Genomic DNA, 15,730 nt, shown 5'->3' with positions numbered 1-15,730 from the left:
TGACTTTCTTATATTGACTTTCTTATTATTTCTTTTCTATCCTCAATATATAAAAGTTAAATCCAAAAATGCTTCACTTTATATTGTTAAAATAGAATATTGCAAGTTGTGTTCTATCTCTAAGATTTAATTTTTCTAAAATACTACTTATATAGTTTCTTATTGTACCTTCACTCAAAAATAATTTTGCTGATATTTCTTTATTGGAAAGTCCTTTAGAAACTAAAGTGATTATTTCAATGTCTCTATCAATTAAATCATACTTTGATATATCTTTTTTATTTTCAGTACTATTTAACATGGTAGGAATTTTAGATATAATTTCTTGTCCAAAAACACTTTGTCCAAGTTCTACTGCCTTTAAGGCAGGTACTATGCTTTCAAAATGTTGTTTTAAAATATATCCCTTAGCACCAACTTTTAATGCAGTTATAATATATTCATCATCCTCAAAAGTGGTTAAAAATAATATTCTCCCCTCATTATGAGATTTTAAAATCTTCTGTGCAGCCTCTAGCCCTGACATTCCCCCCATACGAATATCCATAAGTAATATATCTGGAGTATACTTATTATACAGCTCTATAGCTTCTTCACCACTATATCCAAGAGATATAACTTTTATATCACTTGATGTCTCTATGATTGTCTTTAATGATGCTGCTATAAGCTTATCATCATCTATAATAATTATTCTCATAGTACCCCTCCTTCATAATAGAAATAAATATTTTAAACCCTTTTGAACTATCAAAATTTACAATACCATTTAAACTATTTACCCTCTTTTCAATGCTTTGTAATCCCATTCCACCATCCATACTTGCCTTCTTTTTACTTCCATCATCTAAAATAATAACTTGATATAATTTTGGATGTTCATATAAACTTATAGTTACTGTAGTAGCATTTGAATGTTTTATTATATTAGATAGTGCCTCTTTTACAATAGCAATAATAGCATATTTAACCTTAACATCAGGATTAGAAGAAAACTCATAATTTAAAGTAGCCTTACAAAACTTAAATTCATTTATAAGCTTTGAAAGTTGTACATATAAATCAATAGAATCTTCATGTAAATTATGAATACTACTTCTAATAGAATCCATACCTTGGTCCAAGGTAGATTTAATGTCCTCCAGAAGTCTTTTGGTTTGCTCCTCTTTAGTAACTACCATAATAGCACCAATTTGCAATATAGAGCTAGTTAAAAGGTGTCCTACATTATCGTGAATTTCTCTTGAAATACGATTTCTCTCCTTTAATGTTGCAAAATTCACTTCAAAATCTTGTTTATATTGTAATTCCTTTACCTTCTCTTCCAATACTATAGATATCTCAGTTAAATCATCTCTTTGTTTTATAAATTTATCATGCAATTTTTCATATTTCACAGTATTAAACTTCAAGATTGCTGACGTACTAAGAAGTCCAAGAATCATTATACTAATAATATGTGAATATTTATGTATATTCATAAGGTACGGAATTAAAGTTAAGATGCATATATATTTATACTTTGAAAAAATAGTATCATAAAATATTATAGGAATACACATGAGAAATTCAGGATATACAATGCAAAGGATACTATATACTATTAATGCTATTACATTTAATTTATCCTTGCTAAAATATTCTAGAAAACAGGTTATTGCAACTGTTACCAAAATCGGTAATATTAATTTTTCTATACTATAATTTTCTATAAGTAATAATGCCGAACCTATAAGCAAAATAATTTTATTTAATATATTATTCATCTATACTCCCTCACTTTATATATTTATAATAACATATACAAATTTCTTAATGTGACAAATGTAATGTAATATTAATGACAAATAGCACTTACCTACAAAGAGATTCTCTAATAAACTATAAGTATAAACTAAATAAAGTAAGGAGTATTAACTATGATTGTAAAAATAGAAAACCTAGTAAAAAGATATGGTGAACTAATTGCTTTAGATCACTTAAATTTGGACATTAAAAAAGGTGAAATATTTGGTCTTTTGGGTCCAAATGGTTCTGGTAAAACTACTACTATAAACTGTATGCTATCTCTACTTAAATATGATAAAGGGACTATTGAAATCCTAGGAGAGGAAATGACTCCAACAACTTATAAAGTAAAAAAAGATATTGGAATCGTCATGCAGAATGTAGCCGTCTTTGATGAATTAACAGTGTATGAAAACATTGATTATTTCTGTGGATTATATGTAACCAATAAGAAGGAACGAAAAGTACTTGTGGAGAGGGCTATTGATTTTGTTGGTCTTTCAGATTACAAAAAATTTATTCCTAAAAAGTTAAGTGGAGGACTTCTTAGAAGATTAAACATTGCTTGTGGTATAGCTCATAATCCAAAACTAATCATTTTAGACGAGCCAACGGTAGCTGTTGACCCTCAAAGTAGAAATCACATTTTAGAGGGAATAAAAAAATTAAATGCTGAAGGAGCAACAATTATATATACCTCTCACTACATGGAAGAAATTGAACAGCTTTGTACTTCAATCGCTATTATGGACAAGGGAAAAGTCATTGCTAAGGGCACAAAGGAAGAACTAAAGTCAATTATTGATTTAGGTGAGAAAATAACTATTGAGGCCTTTAATTTAAATGAAAATCATATAAAAAATATAAATGCTCTCCCTAATGTTATATCAGTAGGCTATAAGAATAATTTACTAAATATTAGAACAAAAAGTGGGCATAGTTCTCTTGGGGACATTGTTAGTTATATTGGAGATAATAAAATAAGTTATGGGAAAATTTACTCAGAGCAACCTACCTTAAATGATGTATTCTTGGAAATTACAGGTAAAGAACTTAGAGATTAAAGGAGGAATATAGAATGTTTTGGCATATTTTTAAGTATCAACTTAAATGTCGTTTTAGAGATAAATTAAGTGTCTTTTGGACCTTATTATTTCCAATTGCATTAGCTACAATTTTCAATTTAGCCTTTTCAAATATACTCACCGGTGAAGAGTTTGAGAATGTTAATATTGCTCTTGTAAGTAATAGCAATATACCTGAAAGCTTTTCTACAGCTATGAAGGAAAGTGATTTATTTAATATAGAAAGTACTGATGAGAATAGTGCGAAAGAATTGCTTTCTAAAGGTAAAATTTCAGGGTATATAACCTTTGTAAATAATATTGAAATAACTGTTGCAAAGTCTGGTATTAACGAGTCCATAATAAAAACCTTTGTAGATAGTTATAGTCAAAAGTATTCCACTATATCAAATTTAGTATCCATAAACCCAAGTATTATGAATGAAGATTTTATGAATAATATTGCTCTTTATAATAACTACACTAAAGATAAAGAATTGAATAGTTCTACAAACGTTGTTGTAATTTATTTTTATACCCTTTTAGCTATGACTTGCATTCTAGGTTCAACCCCTGGTTGTACTGATGTTATAAACATCCAAGGAAATCAATCTCAAAGAGCAGCAAGAATTAATATAGCTCCTGTGAATAAAATAAAAACCTTTTTAGCTGCAATAAGTGCTACTTTATTATTTTATTTTTCAACAGTGCTAATAGTTATACTATATATTTCTCAAGTTTTAAAAATAGACTTTGGTAACTCCATAGGTTATGTAATTTTACTTTGCTTTGTAGGCTGTTTTAATGGAATAACTTTGGGTGCCATGGTAAGTTCTTTAATTAATAAAAAAGCTAGCGTAAAGGAAGGAATTTTACTGGCATTTACAATGATATGCTCTTTTTTGTCTGGAATGATGGCAGTTCAGATTAAATACTTCATTCAAGATAAATTTCCTATCTTATCCTATATAAATCCTGTTAACTTAATTACTGACGGATTTTATTCATTATACTATTATAGTACCTATGATAGATATTTTCTTAATCTAGGTCTTCTATCCTTGTATGGAGTTATATTCTCAATAGTTACTTATCTAGTTTTAAGGAGGCAAAAGTATGCAAGTATTTAAACAGTATTTTAGAATAGTAAAAAAAAGTGCCCTTTCCTCTTTATTGCTTTATATGGCTATATTTATATTTATGACAATTATTTTTAGTAATGTTGGGAATTCTACAGATTCAACCTCTTTTGAAACTGAAAAATGTAAAGTAGCTATTTTAAATAATGATAATTCCCCTCTTTCAAATAATTTAGAAGCATACATTGAAGAAAATTCTAAATTGGTAAAAATTAAAACTACCGATGAAGGAATAAGAGATGCATTATTTTTTAGAGAAGCAGAAATTATAATCACCATCCCTAAAGGATTTGAAGATAGTTTTCTTAAAGATAATTCCTATACTTTAGAAACTCAAAGTATACCTAACTCTTCCAGTAGTATTTTTATAAAATCAATGATAAATAATTATCTTAACACAACCAAAGTTTACATTGATAATACTAAGAACTTAGACTTTGAAAAAATAAGTGATCTAGTAAATAAAGATTTATCTATAGATACAGAAGTTACTTTAGCAAAGGATAATAAAGAAGATACTAAAAGTAGCGTTACCTATTACTTTAACTATTTAGCTTATCCTATGCTATGTATGTTAATACTTGGAATATCTATAGTATCAAATATTTTCAATTCTCCAGATTTAAAAAGGAGAAATTTATGCTCACCTATTAATTCCTATAACTTCAACATGCAGATATTTTTAGGAGATATGGTTTTAGCACTATCTACTTGGACTATATTCATGGCACTAGCAATAGTAATGTATCCTAAAGACATGTTTTCTTTTAGTGGAGTGTTACATGGTATAAACTCTCTAATATTTACAATAACTTGTTTATGCCTTAGCTTCTTAATTAGCAATATATCCACTAAAAATTCCATAGGTCCAATTTCTAACCTTGTGTCTTTAGGTTGTTGCTTCTTAGGAGGTGCCTTTGTTCCTCAGCAACTTCTCAGCGAAACAGTAAAAAGCACTGCTATATTTAATCCTGTATATTGGTTTATAAATGTAAATGATAAACTTAATGCCCTATCAACATTTAATATGGATACTCTCACTCCACTCCTATTTGAAATGTTAATAATGTTAGCTTTTTCAGTAGCTTTCTTAGGAGTAGGTTTAGTTATCATGAAGCAAAGAAGAACTAAATATTAAATGAAAATAAATACCTAGCTCTTTAATTAAAGTGCTAGGTATTTATATAAAAATTTAGGCTAAATCCTTTTTATTATAAATAGCATAAGTAGTTACAATAGATATAGCAATTATTCCTAATCCTAAAAGTACATATTTCACTTCAAACCCATTCTTTAACAGATTAGCTGGAACTACATAATCAAAGGGTGATAAATATAAAAATCCTTCTAGTTCATCTTTCATCTTCCCTATAATCCCAAATATATAAGTTGTAAAGAATACTCCTAGTGCAATAGATGTCCCTTGTTTGCTAGATTTTATTATAACCGATAATAAAAATCCTATGGCCATAAATATATATCCGAGAAAAGCCATTCCTATAAATAAAGTTTTTATATCCATTAATAGTGTCATAGTCTCAACCTCTTCTGGCTTTACAGCCATAGAAATTCCCATAGTTACAACTCCAACTATAACAATAAATAGGTAAAATATAATTGCTGAGGAAATTAATTTTGAAGTTACTATTTTATTTCTCGTAATTGGCTTTGAATATAAAAACTCAATGGTACCTTCACTTTCTTCTTTTACTAAAGCAGATATTCCAAGAATTATTCCATATATTCCAGCTGCCATAGAAATATATTGAATTGCATAGGCTAAATAATCTGAAATGTTTCCAAAATCTACAGCATCTTCAAGATTAAAAGCCTCTAATAGTGCAGGTGGCAACGCATCTAATTTTGTAGCAACAATTTCTTGCATTCCACTATCCTTCATGCTAGGGAATAATGCCATAAACATTATTACTAGTCCTACACATACCACAGACCAAATAATGGCAGATTTTAATAGTCTTCTAAACTCAAACTTGAATATATTCATCCTAATTCTCCTCTTCCCTCTTATAATAATCCATAAATGTATCCTCTAAAGTATGCTCACCTATAAGCAACTTCTCCACATTAAACTTAGCAATTTTTTTAATTAATTTATCAATATCTCCTATAAAACTAAAAGTTATTTCACCTTTATTATTTTCTATAATCTCTCCCTTAAACTCTTCAACCTTCTTATTATCTATACCCTCAGCTTTTAAGGTAATTTTTACTCCCGTTTTTCTGGCAAGCTTATCTATTTCAATTACATCGATAATCTTTCCATCTTTTATTACTGCAACTCTATCACATAGATTTTCAACTTCAACTAAATTATGAGAAGATAAGAATATTGTAGTTCCCTTAGCTCTCTGTTTTTCTAGTATATTGAAAAGTTTTTTTTTGTATAAGTGGATCTAGTCCATTAGTAGGTTCATCAAGAATTAAAAGCTTAGGATTATGAATAAGTGCTTGTACTATAGCTACCTTTTTCTTGTTTCCAAGACTCAATTCACTCATTTTTTTCTCTAACTCTACCTCTAGTTCTTTACATAGTTCATCAGTATCTTCCTTATTAGTATTTTCGTAAAAACTCTCAGCATATCTTATAATATCTTTAACCTTTGATTCATCATAAAACTTTACTTCACTAGGTACATACCCAATATACTTTTTTATTTCACTACTTTCTTTAACTATATCCTTTCCAAGAATTGTTCCATACCCTGAAGTCGGAAAATTAAAATTTAAAAGAGTTCTAATAGTAGTAGATTTTCCTGCTCCATTTGGACCTACAAATCCAAAAATTTCTCCTTCTTTAACCTGCAAGTTCACATCTACTATTCCTCGATTTTTTCCATAACTCTTTGTTAATTTGTTAGTTTCAATTATATTCATTACTATCCCCCTATTTATCATCAAATTTTGAACTTTTATACAGTTTCAATTTTTCATTAAATCTTTCTCCTGAAACCTTATTGTATAATGCAATAGACCCAGTAAAGGAAATAAAACATACAGTAAAAATACTTAATGCAATAGTAAAATTATTACCGCTACTTAAGTCAAACCAATTAAATATTATAGCTAATATATAACCTATAAAAACAAGCAACAAATAATGAATAATTATCTTAATCCAAGTCTTTACCTTCATAAATATATTAGATGCATATATAACATATTGGAGAAGAGTTAAAATTATAGATATAAATATCATCTGCCATATTAAACTTAAATGAATACTTTTTTCTCCTAAAAAAGGAGCTATAAGAGTATAAATAACAACCTGAGATGTAAAGAACATACATGTTATTATCTTTATTTCTAATGTGTTCTTAAAAAATTCTTTCATACAATACTCCTCCTATAAATCTAATTTATTTTTTAAGATAGGTACATACTGTCTTGAAACTACTAATTTTTCATCATTATCTAGAAGTATCTCTATTCGTCCTCCAAACATAGGGACTATATTTTTTACCTTTCGCAGATTTATAATAGTAGATTTAGAAGCTCTAAAAAAATCTGTATTTTTAAGTCTTTCTTCTAATTCATAGAGTCTTAAATGTGTCTGGAAAACCTCCCTATCCATATAAATAAAGGTTTTCTTATCAACTGACTCAAAGTAAAATATCTCATTTGTATCTAGAATAAATATCTTTCCATCCTTATTCCCTGTTATTTTTTCTTCTAAGGCTTTAAGTTTAGATATAATTCTTGTCACATTTTCATCTATTGTTTTGCAGTTAATTACTATTTCTACATCTTCAATATCTTCAACTTCATTTATTATAATCTTCATTTAACGCCTTCCTTTCTATTCAAATTCTTTAACCAGTTAAAAAATTCAAATTATCTATAATCTATAATTTAAGTATATTCTTTAAAATTTATTAAGACAATCATATCCTTCTAAGCTGCATAAATCCTATGCTAAGTTGCATATAAAAAACTTCATCCTAAAGCTAATTATCTTTAGGATGAAGTTTTTTTGAATTTATTATTATTTGTTTTCAGAATTTAGTTTAACTCACTGTTAAAATGTGTTTAAATATTATAATGATATATTCGTTTACTATTTGTTCTTTTTGGCAACTTTTCTCTTTTCTGTTTCATCTACTACTAAAGCTGCTACTGCAGAGCCTGTAACATTAGTTGCTGTTCTCATCATATCAATTATAGAATCAACGGCAATTATCATTGCCATACCTTCTATAGGTAATCCTAATGTTGCTAATACTACTGTTGTAGACATAGTTGCTGCTCCTGGAACTCCTGCAATACCTATTGAAGATATTATAGTAGTTAATACTATTAAAATATATGAGTACATTGTCATATCTACATTAAATACATTAGCAACAAATATAGCTACTATAGCTGGATATAATCCTCCACAACCATTCATTCCTATAGTTGATCCAAGAGGTGCTACAAAGCTAGCAATATTTTCAGATACTCCAGCTCCTTCAACTAAAGATTTTATAGTTACTGGTAGTGTTCCATAGCTACTTTGACTTGTAAAAGCCATTGTTTGAGCTGGGAAGATTCCCTTGAAGAATTTTAAAGGATTTTTCTTCGCTATAAAAGTGATAAGTGGAGTATAAACCACTATAAACTGAAGTATAGCTGCTATATAAACTGCTGCAATAACCCATATTAAGGATTTAATAGTTTCTAATCCATTGCTTGCTACAGCCTTTGCAATTAAAGCAAAAACTCCATAAGGTATAAATTTTAATACTATTTGAGTTATTCTTGATACTATAGTATGAGCTGATAACACAAAATCTTTAAAAGGTTTTGCTTTAGTTGGATTTATATTATCTTCTGTAACTAAAGCTATAGCTACAAATAGTGAGAATATAACTATGGGAATTATTCTATTATCTACTATAGCTGCTATTGGATTTGATGGTAGCATGTCCACTAGCACTTGAGTAAATGTAGGTATTTCCCTAGCTACAAAGTCTTCTGCTCCCGGAAAAGTTAATCCTTGTCCTAAGTTAAATACCTTAGCTACTACAATTCCTATAGCTGCTGCTATACCTGTAGTTCCTAATAAAATTCCTAGTGTTTTAATTCCTATAGACTTTAATGTATCTAAATTCTTTAGTCTAACTATACTTGTAATTAGTGAAACCATAACTAAAGGTACAACTATCATTTTAATTAAGGACATATATCCTTTTCCAACTATATCTAAAAACAAAATGTTTTCTTTAAATATTACTCCTAAAATAACTCCTAAAGCCAGTGCTGTTAATGTAGTATAAGTAAATTTATTAGTCTTTTCTTCAACTGCATATATGGTAAACACTGCTAGTAATGATAGTATTACTGCTAATATTAGATTTATATTCATTTTAAAATCTCCTTTTATTTTTTTATTTTGTTTAGTAATTTTGAATTTACTTATAAGCATTTTAGTAGAGCTTCCTTATTTCATTTGTTCTTTGCTGGCCAGCAAAATTCTATAAGCTACCAATTTTACCCATAAACTTATAGAACAAAAAACCTTCTGCCCCTGTAATATACAGAGGCAGAAGGTATACTTCCGCGGTTCCACTCTTATTAGATATAAAAATATCCATCTCATTTTAGGTACTACATACCCTAACTCTGTAATGGGAGTTCCCATAAAAACCTACTTGCTTCGGCTTTTCTGCTCCAAGGGGCACTTCACTAATACTTATTATAGGTTATTTCAGCAAACTAACCCTCTCTGTAATAACTTATACTAATTACTTTCCCTTTTCGTTGCATTTGTAAATTCATATTTAACTGTTATCATAGTATCCTATTTTAATTTAATAGTCAACACCTTTTATTCATGAAATTTTTTCCTATAGATTTAAATATATCTGATAATACTCATTTTATTCGTCTTGTTAAAGTCTTATTTTGATTCTATCTATAATATAATTTTGTTACCATCTACTAAGATTTTTATTTTACATTCTGGGTTTTTTAAACTAAATAATTTAAGTATATTGTGCGATACATCATCAATATTACTAACATTTTTAATATGAATTTCTATAGGATAAACTTTCTCAATATATAAAAGTAAACTTTCGAAAGAAAAATAAATTCTATTCTCCTCGTTATAATGGTTTAAATTATCTTCAATTCTTAGATTTTTATTTATTAACAAAACTTTTGGCTGTATTCTTAACAGATCCTTTAGAATAAACTCATCTAAATCCATTAACTGCTCAATTGAATACCTCTGCATAATTTTTTCCACTATACATGCTATACCAAAATATTTAATCTTATTTATAGGATAACACTGTACAATTATACTAGTTTTTTTAACATTATTCATCTTAATTTTATCTACCCTATAAAAATTTGTTTTTGTATTTTCACTATTACAAATGATGTTTTTGTAATAGTTTATAACTTCTTCACTAGGACGTATGTTTAACTCTTCTCTTAAAATATACTCGCATTTCTTATACTCCTTTAAAGCAGCTTGTATATCATTAGTTTGTATATGTAAATTCATTAATTCCAAATAAATATCTTCTCTATAGGGATTAAGTTTTAGTACTTCATTTAATACTATAATAGAATCATTATACATACTATTTTCTGAATATAGCTTAGATAATTTAAATAACAATGTGCTATAACACTCCTGATATTTTTCTCTCTCAAAGAAAATCCAATCATTAAAATCAGGACAATTCTTCAAATAAAAACCTTGAAGAAATTCACCATTATAAATATCCTTACATTTTTCTAAAGATAATATAGGATTTTCTTCATGTGTACAATTTTCCATTATATAATTAATATGTAGAACATCTATATAATAATCAAATTCTGGATTTATCATACAACTATCCTTTGAACTAATAAATAAATCACAATCCCCTCGATTAAATATTTTACGTAATACCCAAAGACTATATCTTAGATTATATCTAGCATTTTCAATAGTTGTATTATTCCAGAAAAATGTACAAAGCCTATCTCTAGTAAATTTTTTACCTTTATTAGTGCATAAAAAGGAAAGCAATCCTATTGCCTTGTTGCTAAGCTTATCGGTTACACTTACACCATCTACTTTGATATCTACTTCACCTAAAAGATATATATGAACTCTACTCAATATTTATCACCTACTAACTAATAAGTATCCGGTCTAAGTCCGCATTCATATAGTATATTACCTTCTTTAATAGTTGCCACAACATCTATATCGTTAATTTCCTTGGTATCTATACTAAGGGGATTTTTATCTAATATAACTAAATCAGCATACTTTCCTACTTCTATAGATCCCTTTTTATCCTCTTCAAATACTGCATAGGCACTATTAATAGTAAAAATCTTTATAGCTTCTAACACAGTTATTCTCTCATTTTCATTAGGATGATTTACTGCAGAATAAATACCTAATAATGGATCAATTGGAGTTACATCACTATCAGAACCTCCACAAACTATAAGATTACCACGAATCATAGTTCTATATGGATTGGTCTTTCTAGTTCGTTCTTTTCCCAATCGCTTCTCATACATCTTCCCTTTTCCCCCCCAAAAATATTCATAGGTAGGTTGAACAGATGCAATCAATCCTAACTTTTTTGCACGGTTAATATGTTCATTAGATGGAAGTTCAAAATGCTCTATTCTATGACGAAGATTTCTATTTGGATATATACTATTTGCAAATTCATGGGCAGAAATTATTTGCTCAATAGCTAATTCACCTATAGCATGAGTACCTAACTGAATATTATTTTCATAGCATTTCAATACAAATGCATTTAATTCTTCTTGGGTATAATATAGTATACCTGATTTGGTAACATCATCCTCATATGGTTCACATAACGCTGCTGTTCTTGAACCAAAAGATCCATCTAAAAAAATACTTCCACCAATCCTATTTAATTTTTTCTCCATCACCTTATCCACATTAATAGTTTGATAAAATAATATGATATCTATTGGATAATCATCCTTTGTATCAAAAATAAACTCTGCATCCTTATCATGGAAAGTATATCCCCCCTCCATAGCATTAATTGTAGTTACACCTTTCGCAATAGCACTTTTTAAAGTATTATTTACTGCAGAAAATCGCGCTTTATTACTAATACTTTCCAATATCTGCTTTCTAACTAATGCATTCGCAGTATGGGTAAGGACACCAGTTGGAATATTAGCTTCATTCTTTACTACACCTTTAAGATTTAAAGGTATAGTAAATTTGTGTAATGCTAAGGAATTTAAAATACTAGTATGATACTCTTTTCTATTTATCCAAACTGGATGATCTGGAGAAACTTTATCAATTTCATATCTTGTTGGAAGTCTCTTCTCTTTAAGTTTAGTTTCATCTAGACCTGTTGCTCTAACTAAGGTATCCTTTGGTGCAGTATCACAATATTTCTTAATAAGCTTAAAAATTTCATCAAAACTTGTAGCATTGCTTAAATCAACACTGATAGAATTCAATCCCGTTTGAACAAGATGAACATGGCTATCATAAAATCCTGGAAGCACAGTCATTCCTTTTAAATCTATTAGCTCTGTGTTATTATCTGCTATATGTAAGTAATCTTCTTCAAATCCCATTTGTGTTATCATTTTATTTTTAATTGCAATCCACTGAAAGCATTGCATCTCTGAAAAAGTTATTATATTCCCATTATATAAAATTAAGTCAGCCATATTAACAACCTCGAATTTTCATTATATACCCCATTATAACACTTATAATTTTATTAATACATATTTAAAAGAGGCCGCTAAAATGTTTTAATAAAACTTTTAACGTTACCTCTCCTTAAAATCTTTTAACAATCTACAGAATTCTAATTACATAGAAGGTTACATAAATAATTGTAAATAGACAAAGCTGTTTCTGTTACAGTATCTATTATCACATATTCATTACTTGTATGATAGTTACCTCCATCAGGACCAAATATTATAGTTGGAACCTTTAATCTTGAACCTACATAATTAAAATCTCCTATACTTTTAAAATAGTCAATAGTGCACTTCTTCTTAGAAGCTTCCTCTACGCTTTCTATGAATTTTTCAACATATGAGTTATTTTCATCAATAGTATATGGAAGAAACCCCTTAGTCTCTTCATTGGGATGTTCTCTTAATGAATATTCAACCTTAGAACTAATACCAGCTCTTCCTACAGCATTAAATAATTCTTTCTTAACATAATCTTCATCCTCGCCATTAACTACATGTCTAAATACTGTAAAAGATGCTTCATCTGGTACACTACAAGCTTCATTTTTGCTATTGCATCCTAAAATACATATTGAACCCTTACCTAACTTTTCATCTTCAATAAGAGATGACTTTTCAAGCTCTATCATTAATTTTGCAGAATCGACTAATGCATTTATTCCTCTTTCAGGATTTGCTGCATGCGATGATTTTCCCTTTAAAGTTACAATATAATTGAATCCACCTCTTGCCCCTAAACAAACACATGGAAAAGGTTTCTTACAAAATCCACTACTAGGTTCTGTTACTATTGCCACATCAACATTATCTGTAATACCATCCCTTATAACTGCATCTGTACCTAATCCATATGGTCCTTCTTCATCAGAAACAATTGAATAAACAATTTCTCCACTAAAGTCATTATGAAGTGACTTGAAAGCTTCAAGGGCAAGCATTATAGCTACTACTCCGGATTTCATGTCTAAAGCTCCTAATCCATAAAGCTTTCCCTCTTTAATTACAGCTTTAAATGGATCTGTATCCCATCCATTACACTGATTTACAGTATCTATATGTCCATTGAAATAAACTTTAGGTCCATGTTTTTTCCCCTTAATAGTACCTATAACATTTAGTCCTTGAAATTGAGTAATTTTCTTTTCATTGTAGTGATGAAATTGTGGGCTTAGGTTATGCTCTTCTAGCCAGGCATAAACAGTATCCATGATTTCCTTTTCATGAAAGTAAGGACTCGGAATATTAACAAGTGTTTTTAAAAGACACGTAACACTTTCTTTATTTATATAATCAATTGCTGTTCTTTTCATAAGTATATACCCCTAACTATACAGATTTATTTTCATAAGTACTTGAAGATTTTATATCGCCTTCTTTAAATACAAATTTATCAGTATATGCATATATAATTGTAATTAAAGGACAAAGTAATGCTAAAAATACATAAGGTATATATTCAATGGTAGAGACCCCTAAAACTCCTGAAAAATATACCCCGCATAATCCCCATGGAACCAATGGTGAAGTAACCGTTGCAGAATCTTCACAAGTTCTTGAACAAACTTGAGGAAGAATTTTAAGTTTTTTATAAGCAGGTACAAGCATTCTTCCTGGAATTATTAATGCTATATATTGACTTGCAGAGAATAAATTAACTGCAATAGATGAAATAACATGTGTAGTGATTAATCCTCCCTGTTTACTAACTAGCCCTGACATCTTTTCTAATAAAACACCTAAAACTTTAGTTTTTTCTAGTAGTCCACCAAAACTTATTCCAATAAATCCTAGTGATATTGTCCACATCATGCTTTGAAGTCCTCCTCGGCTTAGAAGTGCATCGATCTCTGCAATTCCCGTGCTAGATATGAATCCATCATTCATAAATCCAAGCATTTCTCCAATTCCAAACCCCTGAAATATCACAGCAAATATTAATCCCACAATAGATGCTATAACCATTACTGCAAGTCCAGAAACTTTTTTTACTGCTAAAATAACAACTATAATTGGTGGAATTAACATTAATGGATTTAATGTAAAGTTATCTTTCAATCCGTTAAGTATAATATTAATTTGTGAAGCATCTATAGCATCCGCTTTAAATTGAAATCCTATAAATGCATAAAGCACTAATGATATTATAAAAGCCGGTCCTGTAGTATAACACATAGATTTAATATGATCAAAAAGGTTAGCTTCTGCCACACCAGCTGCCAGATTTGTAGAATCTGACAATGGAGACATTTTATCACCAAAAATAGCTCCTGAAATTACTGCACCTGCTGTTAATGGTGCTGGAATTCCTAGTCCCATTCCTATTCCCATGAATGCAACTCCAAATGTAGCTCCTGTAGTGTAACTGCTTCCTGTTGAAACTGAAGCTATAGAACAAACTAATGCTGATGTAACTAGAAAGAATGATGGAGATATTATTTTTAACCCATAATATATAAGAGTTGGTATAGTTCCGGCTGCAATCCATGTAGCAATAAGAACTCCTACAAGCATAAGTATAAGCATTGGTACTAATGCAATATTACATCCATATACAATCCCATCTTCAATATCTTTCCATGTAAACCCAGATATTAATGCTACTACTGCAGCAACAGCTGTTACTATGATAAGTGTAATATGAGTAGCATAGTTTTGTTTAAAAACAAAAATTTGTAAAGCCATTGCAACACATAAGAAAAGAATTATAAATATTGCTGCTCCAAAGCTAGGTCGTTTTTCCTGAGAAATGTTATTCGTTTTCATTGTCTTTATATCCCCCTTAATTTATATAATAATAGTCGCTTGCATAACCCTCAAACCCGTTAGGGTTCAAGGATTTACAAGCTATATCAAAAAGGATTTCCCCCACCTCACGGCGAATATATTATTATCTAACCCAAAATATACCCAAGGAGGAGTCCTTTATGATTCAATTAAAAAATCAACTTTTACTCTCTGACATTTATGAAGAGGTCGCAGACTATTTTCAGGAAGATAAACCTA

General features: G+C 29.1%; 14 protein-coding genes and 1 other annotated feature. Of the genes, 3 read left to right on the top strand and 11 right to left on the bottom strand.

Annotated features, from left to right (window positions below):
- Positions 1-73 precede the first annotated feature (73 nt).
- Entirely contained in the window at positions 74-700 is a 627-nt protein-coding gene (locus tag IO99_RS16245) for a response regulator (protein WP_035135308.1), read from the bottom strand.
- Positions 678-1,766 carry a sensor histidine kinase gene (locus IO99_RS19540; RefSeq protein ID WP_035135306.1) on the bottom strand — a complete coding sequence of 363 codons (1,089 nt, stop codon included), beginning with the start codon at positions 1,764-1,766 and terminating at the stop codon, positions 678-680. The genes IO99_RS16245 and IO99_RS19540 overlap by 23 nt, the downstream gene beginning before the upstream one ends.
- A gap of 153 nt (positions 1,767-1,919) precedes the next feature.
- Here IO99_RS19540 and IO99_RS16235 point away from each other — a divergent pair, with 153 nt between their 5' ends.
- The 3 genes from IO99_RS16235 to IO99_RS16225 are packed head-to-tail and all read left to right on the top strand — an operon-like array spanning position 1,920 to position 5,129.
- On the top strand, positions 1,920-2,852 hold the full coding sequence (locus IO99_RS16235) for an ABC transporter ATP-binding protein (RefSeq protein ID WP_198028603.1): 933 nt from the start codon (positions 1,920-1,922) through the stop codon (positions 2,850-2,852).
- Between the two features lie 14 nt (positions 2,853-2,866).
- On the top strand, positions 2,867-3,982 hold the full coding sequence (locus IO99_RS16230; protein WP_035135304.1) for an ABC transporter permease: 1,116 nt from the start codon (positions 2,867-2,869) through the stop codon (positions 3,980-3,982).
- Positions 3,969-5,129, top strand: coding sequence for an ABC transporter permease (locus tag IO99_RS16225; protein WP_035135302.1), 1,161 nt, complete (start codon positions 3,969-3,971; stop codon positions 5,127-5,129). The genes IO99_RS16230 and IO99_RS16225 overlap by 14 nt, the downstream gene beginning before the upstream one ends.
- Positions 5,130-5,183: 54 nt before the next feature.
- On the opposite strand, the gene IO99_RS16220 is transcribed toward IO99_RS16225, so the two are convergent.
- The 9 genes from IO99_RS16220 to nhaC all read right to left on the bottom strand — a co-directional run bounded on the left by IO99_RS16220 (position 5,184) and on the right by nhaC (position 15,490).
- Positions 5,184-5,996: an ABC transporter permease subunit gene (locus IO99_RS16220; RefSeq protein WP_035135300.1), complete on the bottom strand. Its 813-nt coding sequence runs from the start codon at positions 5,994-5,996 to the stop codon at positions 5,184-5,186.
- Between the two features lie 356 nt (positions 5,997-6,352).
- Positions 6,353-6,886, bottom strand: coding sequence for an ABC transporter ATP-binding protein (locus IO99_RS19535; protein WP_242844144.1), 534 nt, complete (start codon positions 6,884-6,886; stop codon positions 6,353-6,355).
- 10 nt (positions 6,887-6,896) lie between these two features.
- Positions 6,897-7,343, bottom strand: a complete 447-nt coding sequence (locus tag IO99_RS16210; protein WP_035135299.1) for a DUF3021 family protein — start codon at positions 7,341-7,343, stop codon at positions 6,897-6,899.
- Positions 7,344-7,355: 12 nt separating this feature from the next.
- Positions 7,356-7,793 carry a LytTR family DNA-binding domain-containing protein gene (locus tag IO99_RS16205; protein WP_035135297.1) on the bottom strand — a complete coding sequence of 146 codons (438 nt, stop codon included), beginning with the start codon at positions 7,791-7,793 and terminating at the stop codon, positions 7,356-7,358.
- Positions 7,794-8,066: 273 nt separating this feature from the next.
- The gene (locus IO99_RS16200; protein WP_035135340.1) at positions 8,067-9,356 is read right to left on the bottom strand and encodes a dicarboxylate/amino acid:cation symporter; all 1,290 of its coding nucleotides are present in this window, start codon (positions 9,354-9,356) and stop codon (positions 8,067-8,069) included.
- Between the two features lie 170 nt (positions 9,357-9,526).
- Positions 9,527-9,761, bottom strand: a binding site (T-box leader).
- Positions 9,762-9,905: 144 nt separating this feature from the next.
- The gene (locus IO99_RS16195; RefSeq protein WP_035135295.1) at positions 9,906-11,114 is read right to left on the bottom strand and encodes an AfsR/SARP family transcriptional regulator; all 1,209 of its coding nucleotides are present in this window, start codon (positions 11,112-11,114) and stop codon (positions 9,906-9,908) included.
- A gap of 17 nt (positions 11,115-11,131) precedes the next feature.
- Positions 11,132-12,685 carry an amidohydrolase gene (locus IO99_RS16190; RefSeq protein WP_035135293.1) on the bottom strand — a complete coding sequence of 518 codons (1,554 nt, stop codon included), beginning with the start codon at positions 12,683-12,685 and terminating at the stop codon, positions 11,132-11,134.
- 143 nt (positions 12,686-12,828) lie between these two features.
- Positions 12,829-14,037 carry a M20 family metallopeptidase gene (locus IO99_RS16185; protein WP_035135291.1) on the bottom strand — a complete coding sequence of 403 codons (1,209 nt, stop codon included), beginning with the start codon at positions 14,035-14,037 and terminating at the stop codon, positions 12,829-12,831.
- A 16-nt stretch (positions 14,038-14,053) separates the two neighbouring features.
- The gene (nhaC, locus tag IO99_RS16180; RefSeq protein ID WP_035135290.1) at positions 14,054-15,490 is read right to left on the bottom strand and encodes a Na+/H+ antiporter NhaC; all 1,437 of its coding nucleotides are present in this window, start codon (positions 15,488-15,490) and stop codon (positions 14,054-14,056) included.
- Between the last annotated feature and the right edge of the window lie 240 nt (positions 15,491-15,730).

This window comes from Clostridium sulfidigenes (assembly GCF_000732635.1).
GTDB classification, from domain to species: Bacteria; Bacillota; Clostridia; order Clostridiales; family Clostridiaceae; genus Clostridium_J; species Clostridium_J sulfidigenes.
Note: the sequence above shows the minus strand (reverse complement) of the source record. Positions and strands in the feature narration are given on the sequence as shown.

Bases quoted from the DNA above. Each gene is read 5' to 3' on its own strand.
- IO99_RS16245 (WP_035135308.1), bottom strand. From the start codon at position 700: ATGAGAATAATTATTATAGATGATGATAAGCTTATAGCAGCATCATTA.
- IO99_RS19540 (WP_035135306.1), bottom strand. From the start codon at position 1,766: ATGAATAATATATTAAATAAAATTATTTTGCTTATAGGTTCGGCATTA.
- IO99_RS16235 (WP_198028603.1), top strand. From the start codon at position 1,920: ATGATTGTAAAAATAGAAAACCTAGTAAAAAGATATGGTGAACTAATT.
- IO99_RS16230 (WP_035135304.1), top strand. From the start codon at position 2,867: ATGTTTTGGCATATTTTTAAGTATCAACTTAAATGTCGTTTTAGAGAT.
- IO99_RS16225 (WP_035135302.1), top strand. From the start codon at position 3,969: ATGCAAGTATTTAAACAGTATTTTAGAATAGTAAAAAAAAGTGCCCTT.
- IO99_RS16220 (WP_035135300.1), bottom strand. From the start codon at position 5,996: ATGAATATATTCAAGTTTGAGTTTAGAAGACTATTAAAATCTGCCATT.
- IO99_RS19535 (WP_242844144.1), bottom strand. From the start codon at position 6,886: ATGAATATAATTGAAACTAACAAATTAACAAAGAGTTATGGAAAAAAT.
- IO99_RS16210 (WP_035135299.1), bottom strand. From the start codon at position 7,343: ATGAAAGAATTTTTTAAGAACACATTAGAAATAAAGATAATAACATGT.
- IO99_RS16205 (WP_035135297.1), bottom strand. From the start codon at position 7,793: ATGAAGATTATAATAAATGAAGTTGAAGATATTGAAGATGTAGAAATA.
- IO99_RS16200 (WP_035135340.1), bottom strand. From the start codon at position 9,356: ATGAATATAAATCTAATATTAGCAGTAATACTATCATTACTAGCAGTG.
- IO99_RS16190 (WP_035135293.1), bottom strand. From the start codon at position 12,685: ATGGCTGACTTAATTTTATATAATGGGAATATAATAACTTTTTCAGAG.
- IO99_RS16185 (WP_035135291.1), bottom strand. From the start codon at position 14,037: ATGAAAAGAACAGCAATTGATTATATAAATAAAGAAAGTGTTACGTGT.
- nhaC (WP_035135290.1), bottom strand. From the start codon at position 15,490: ATGAAAACGAATAACATTTCTCAGGAAAAACGACCTAGCTTTGGAGCA.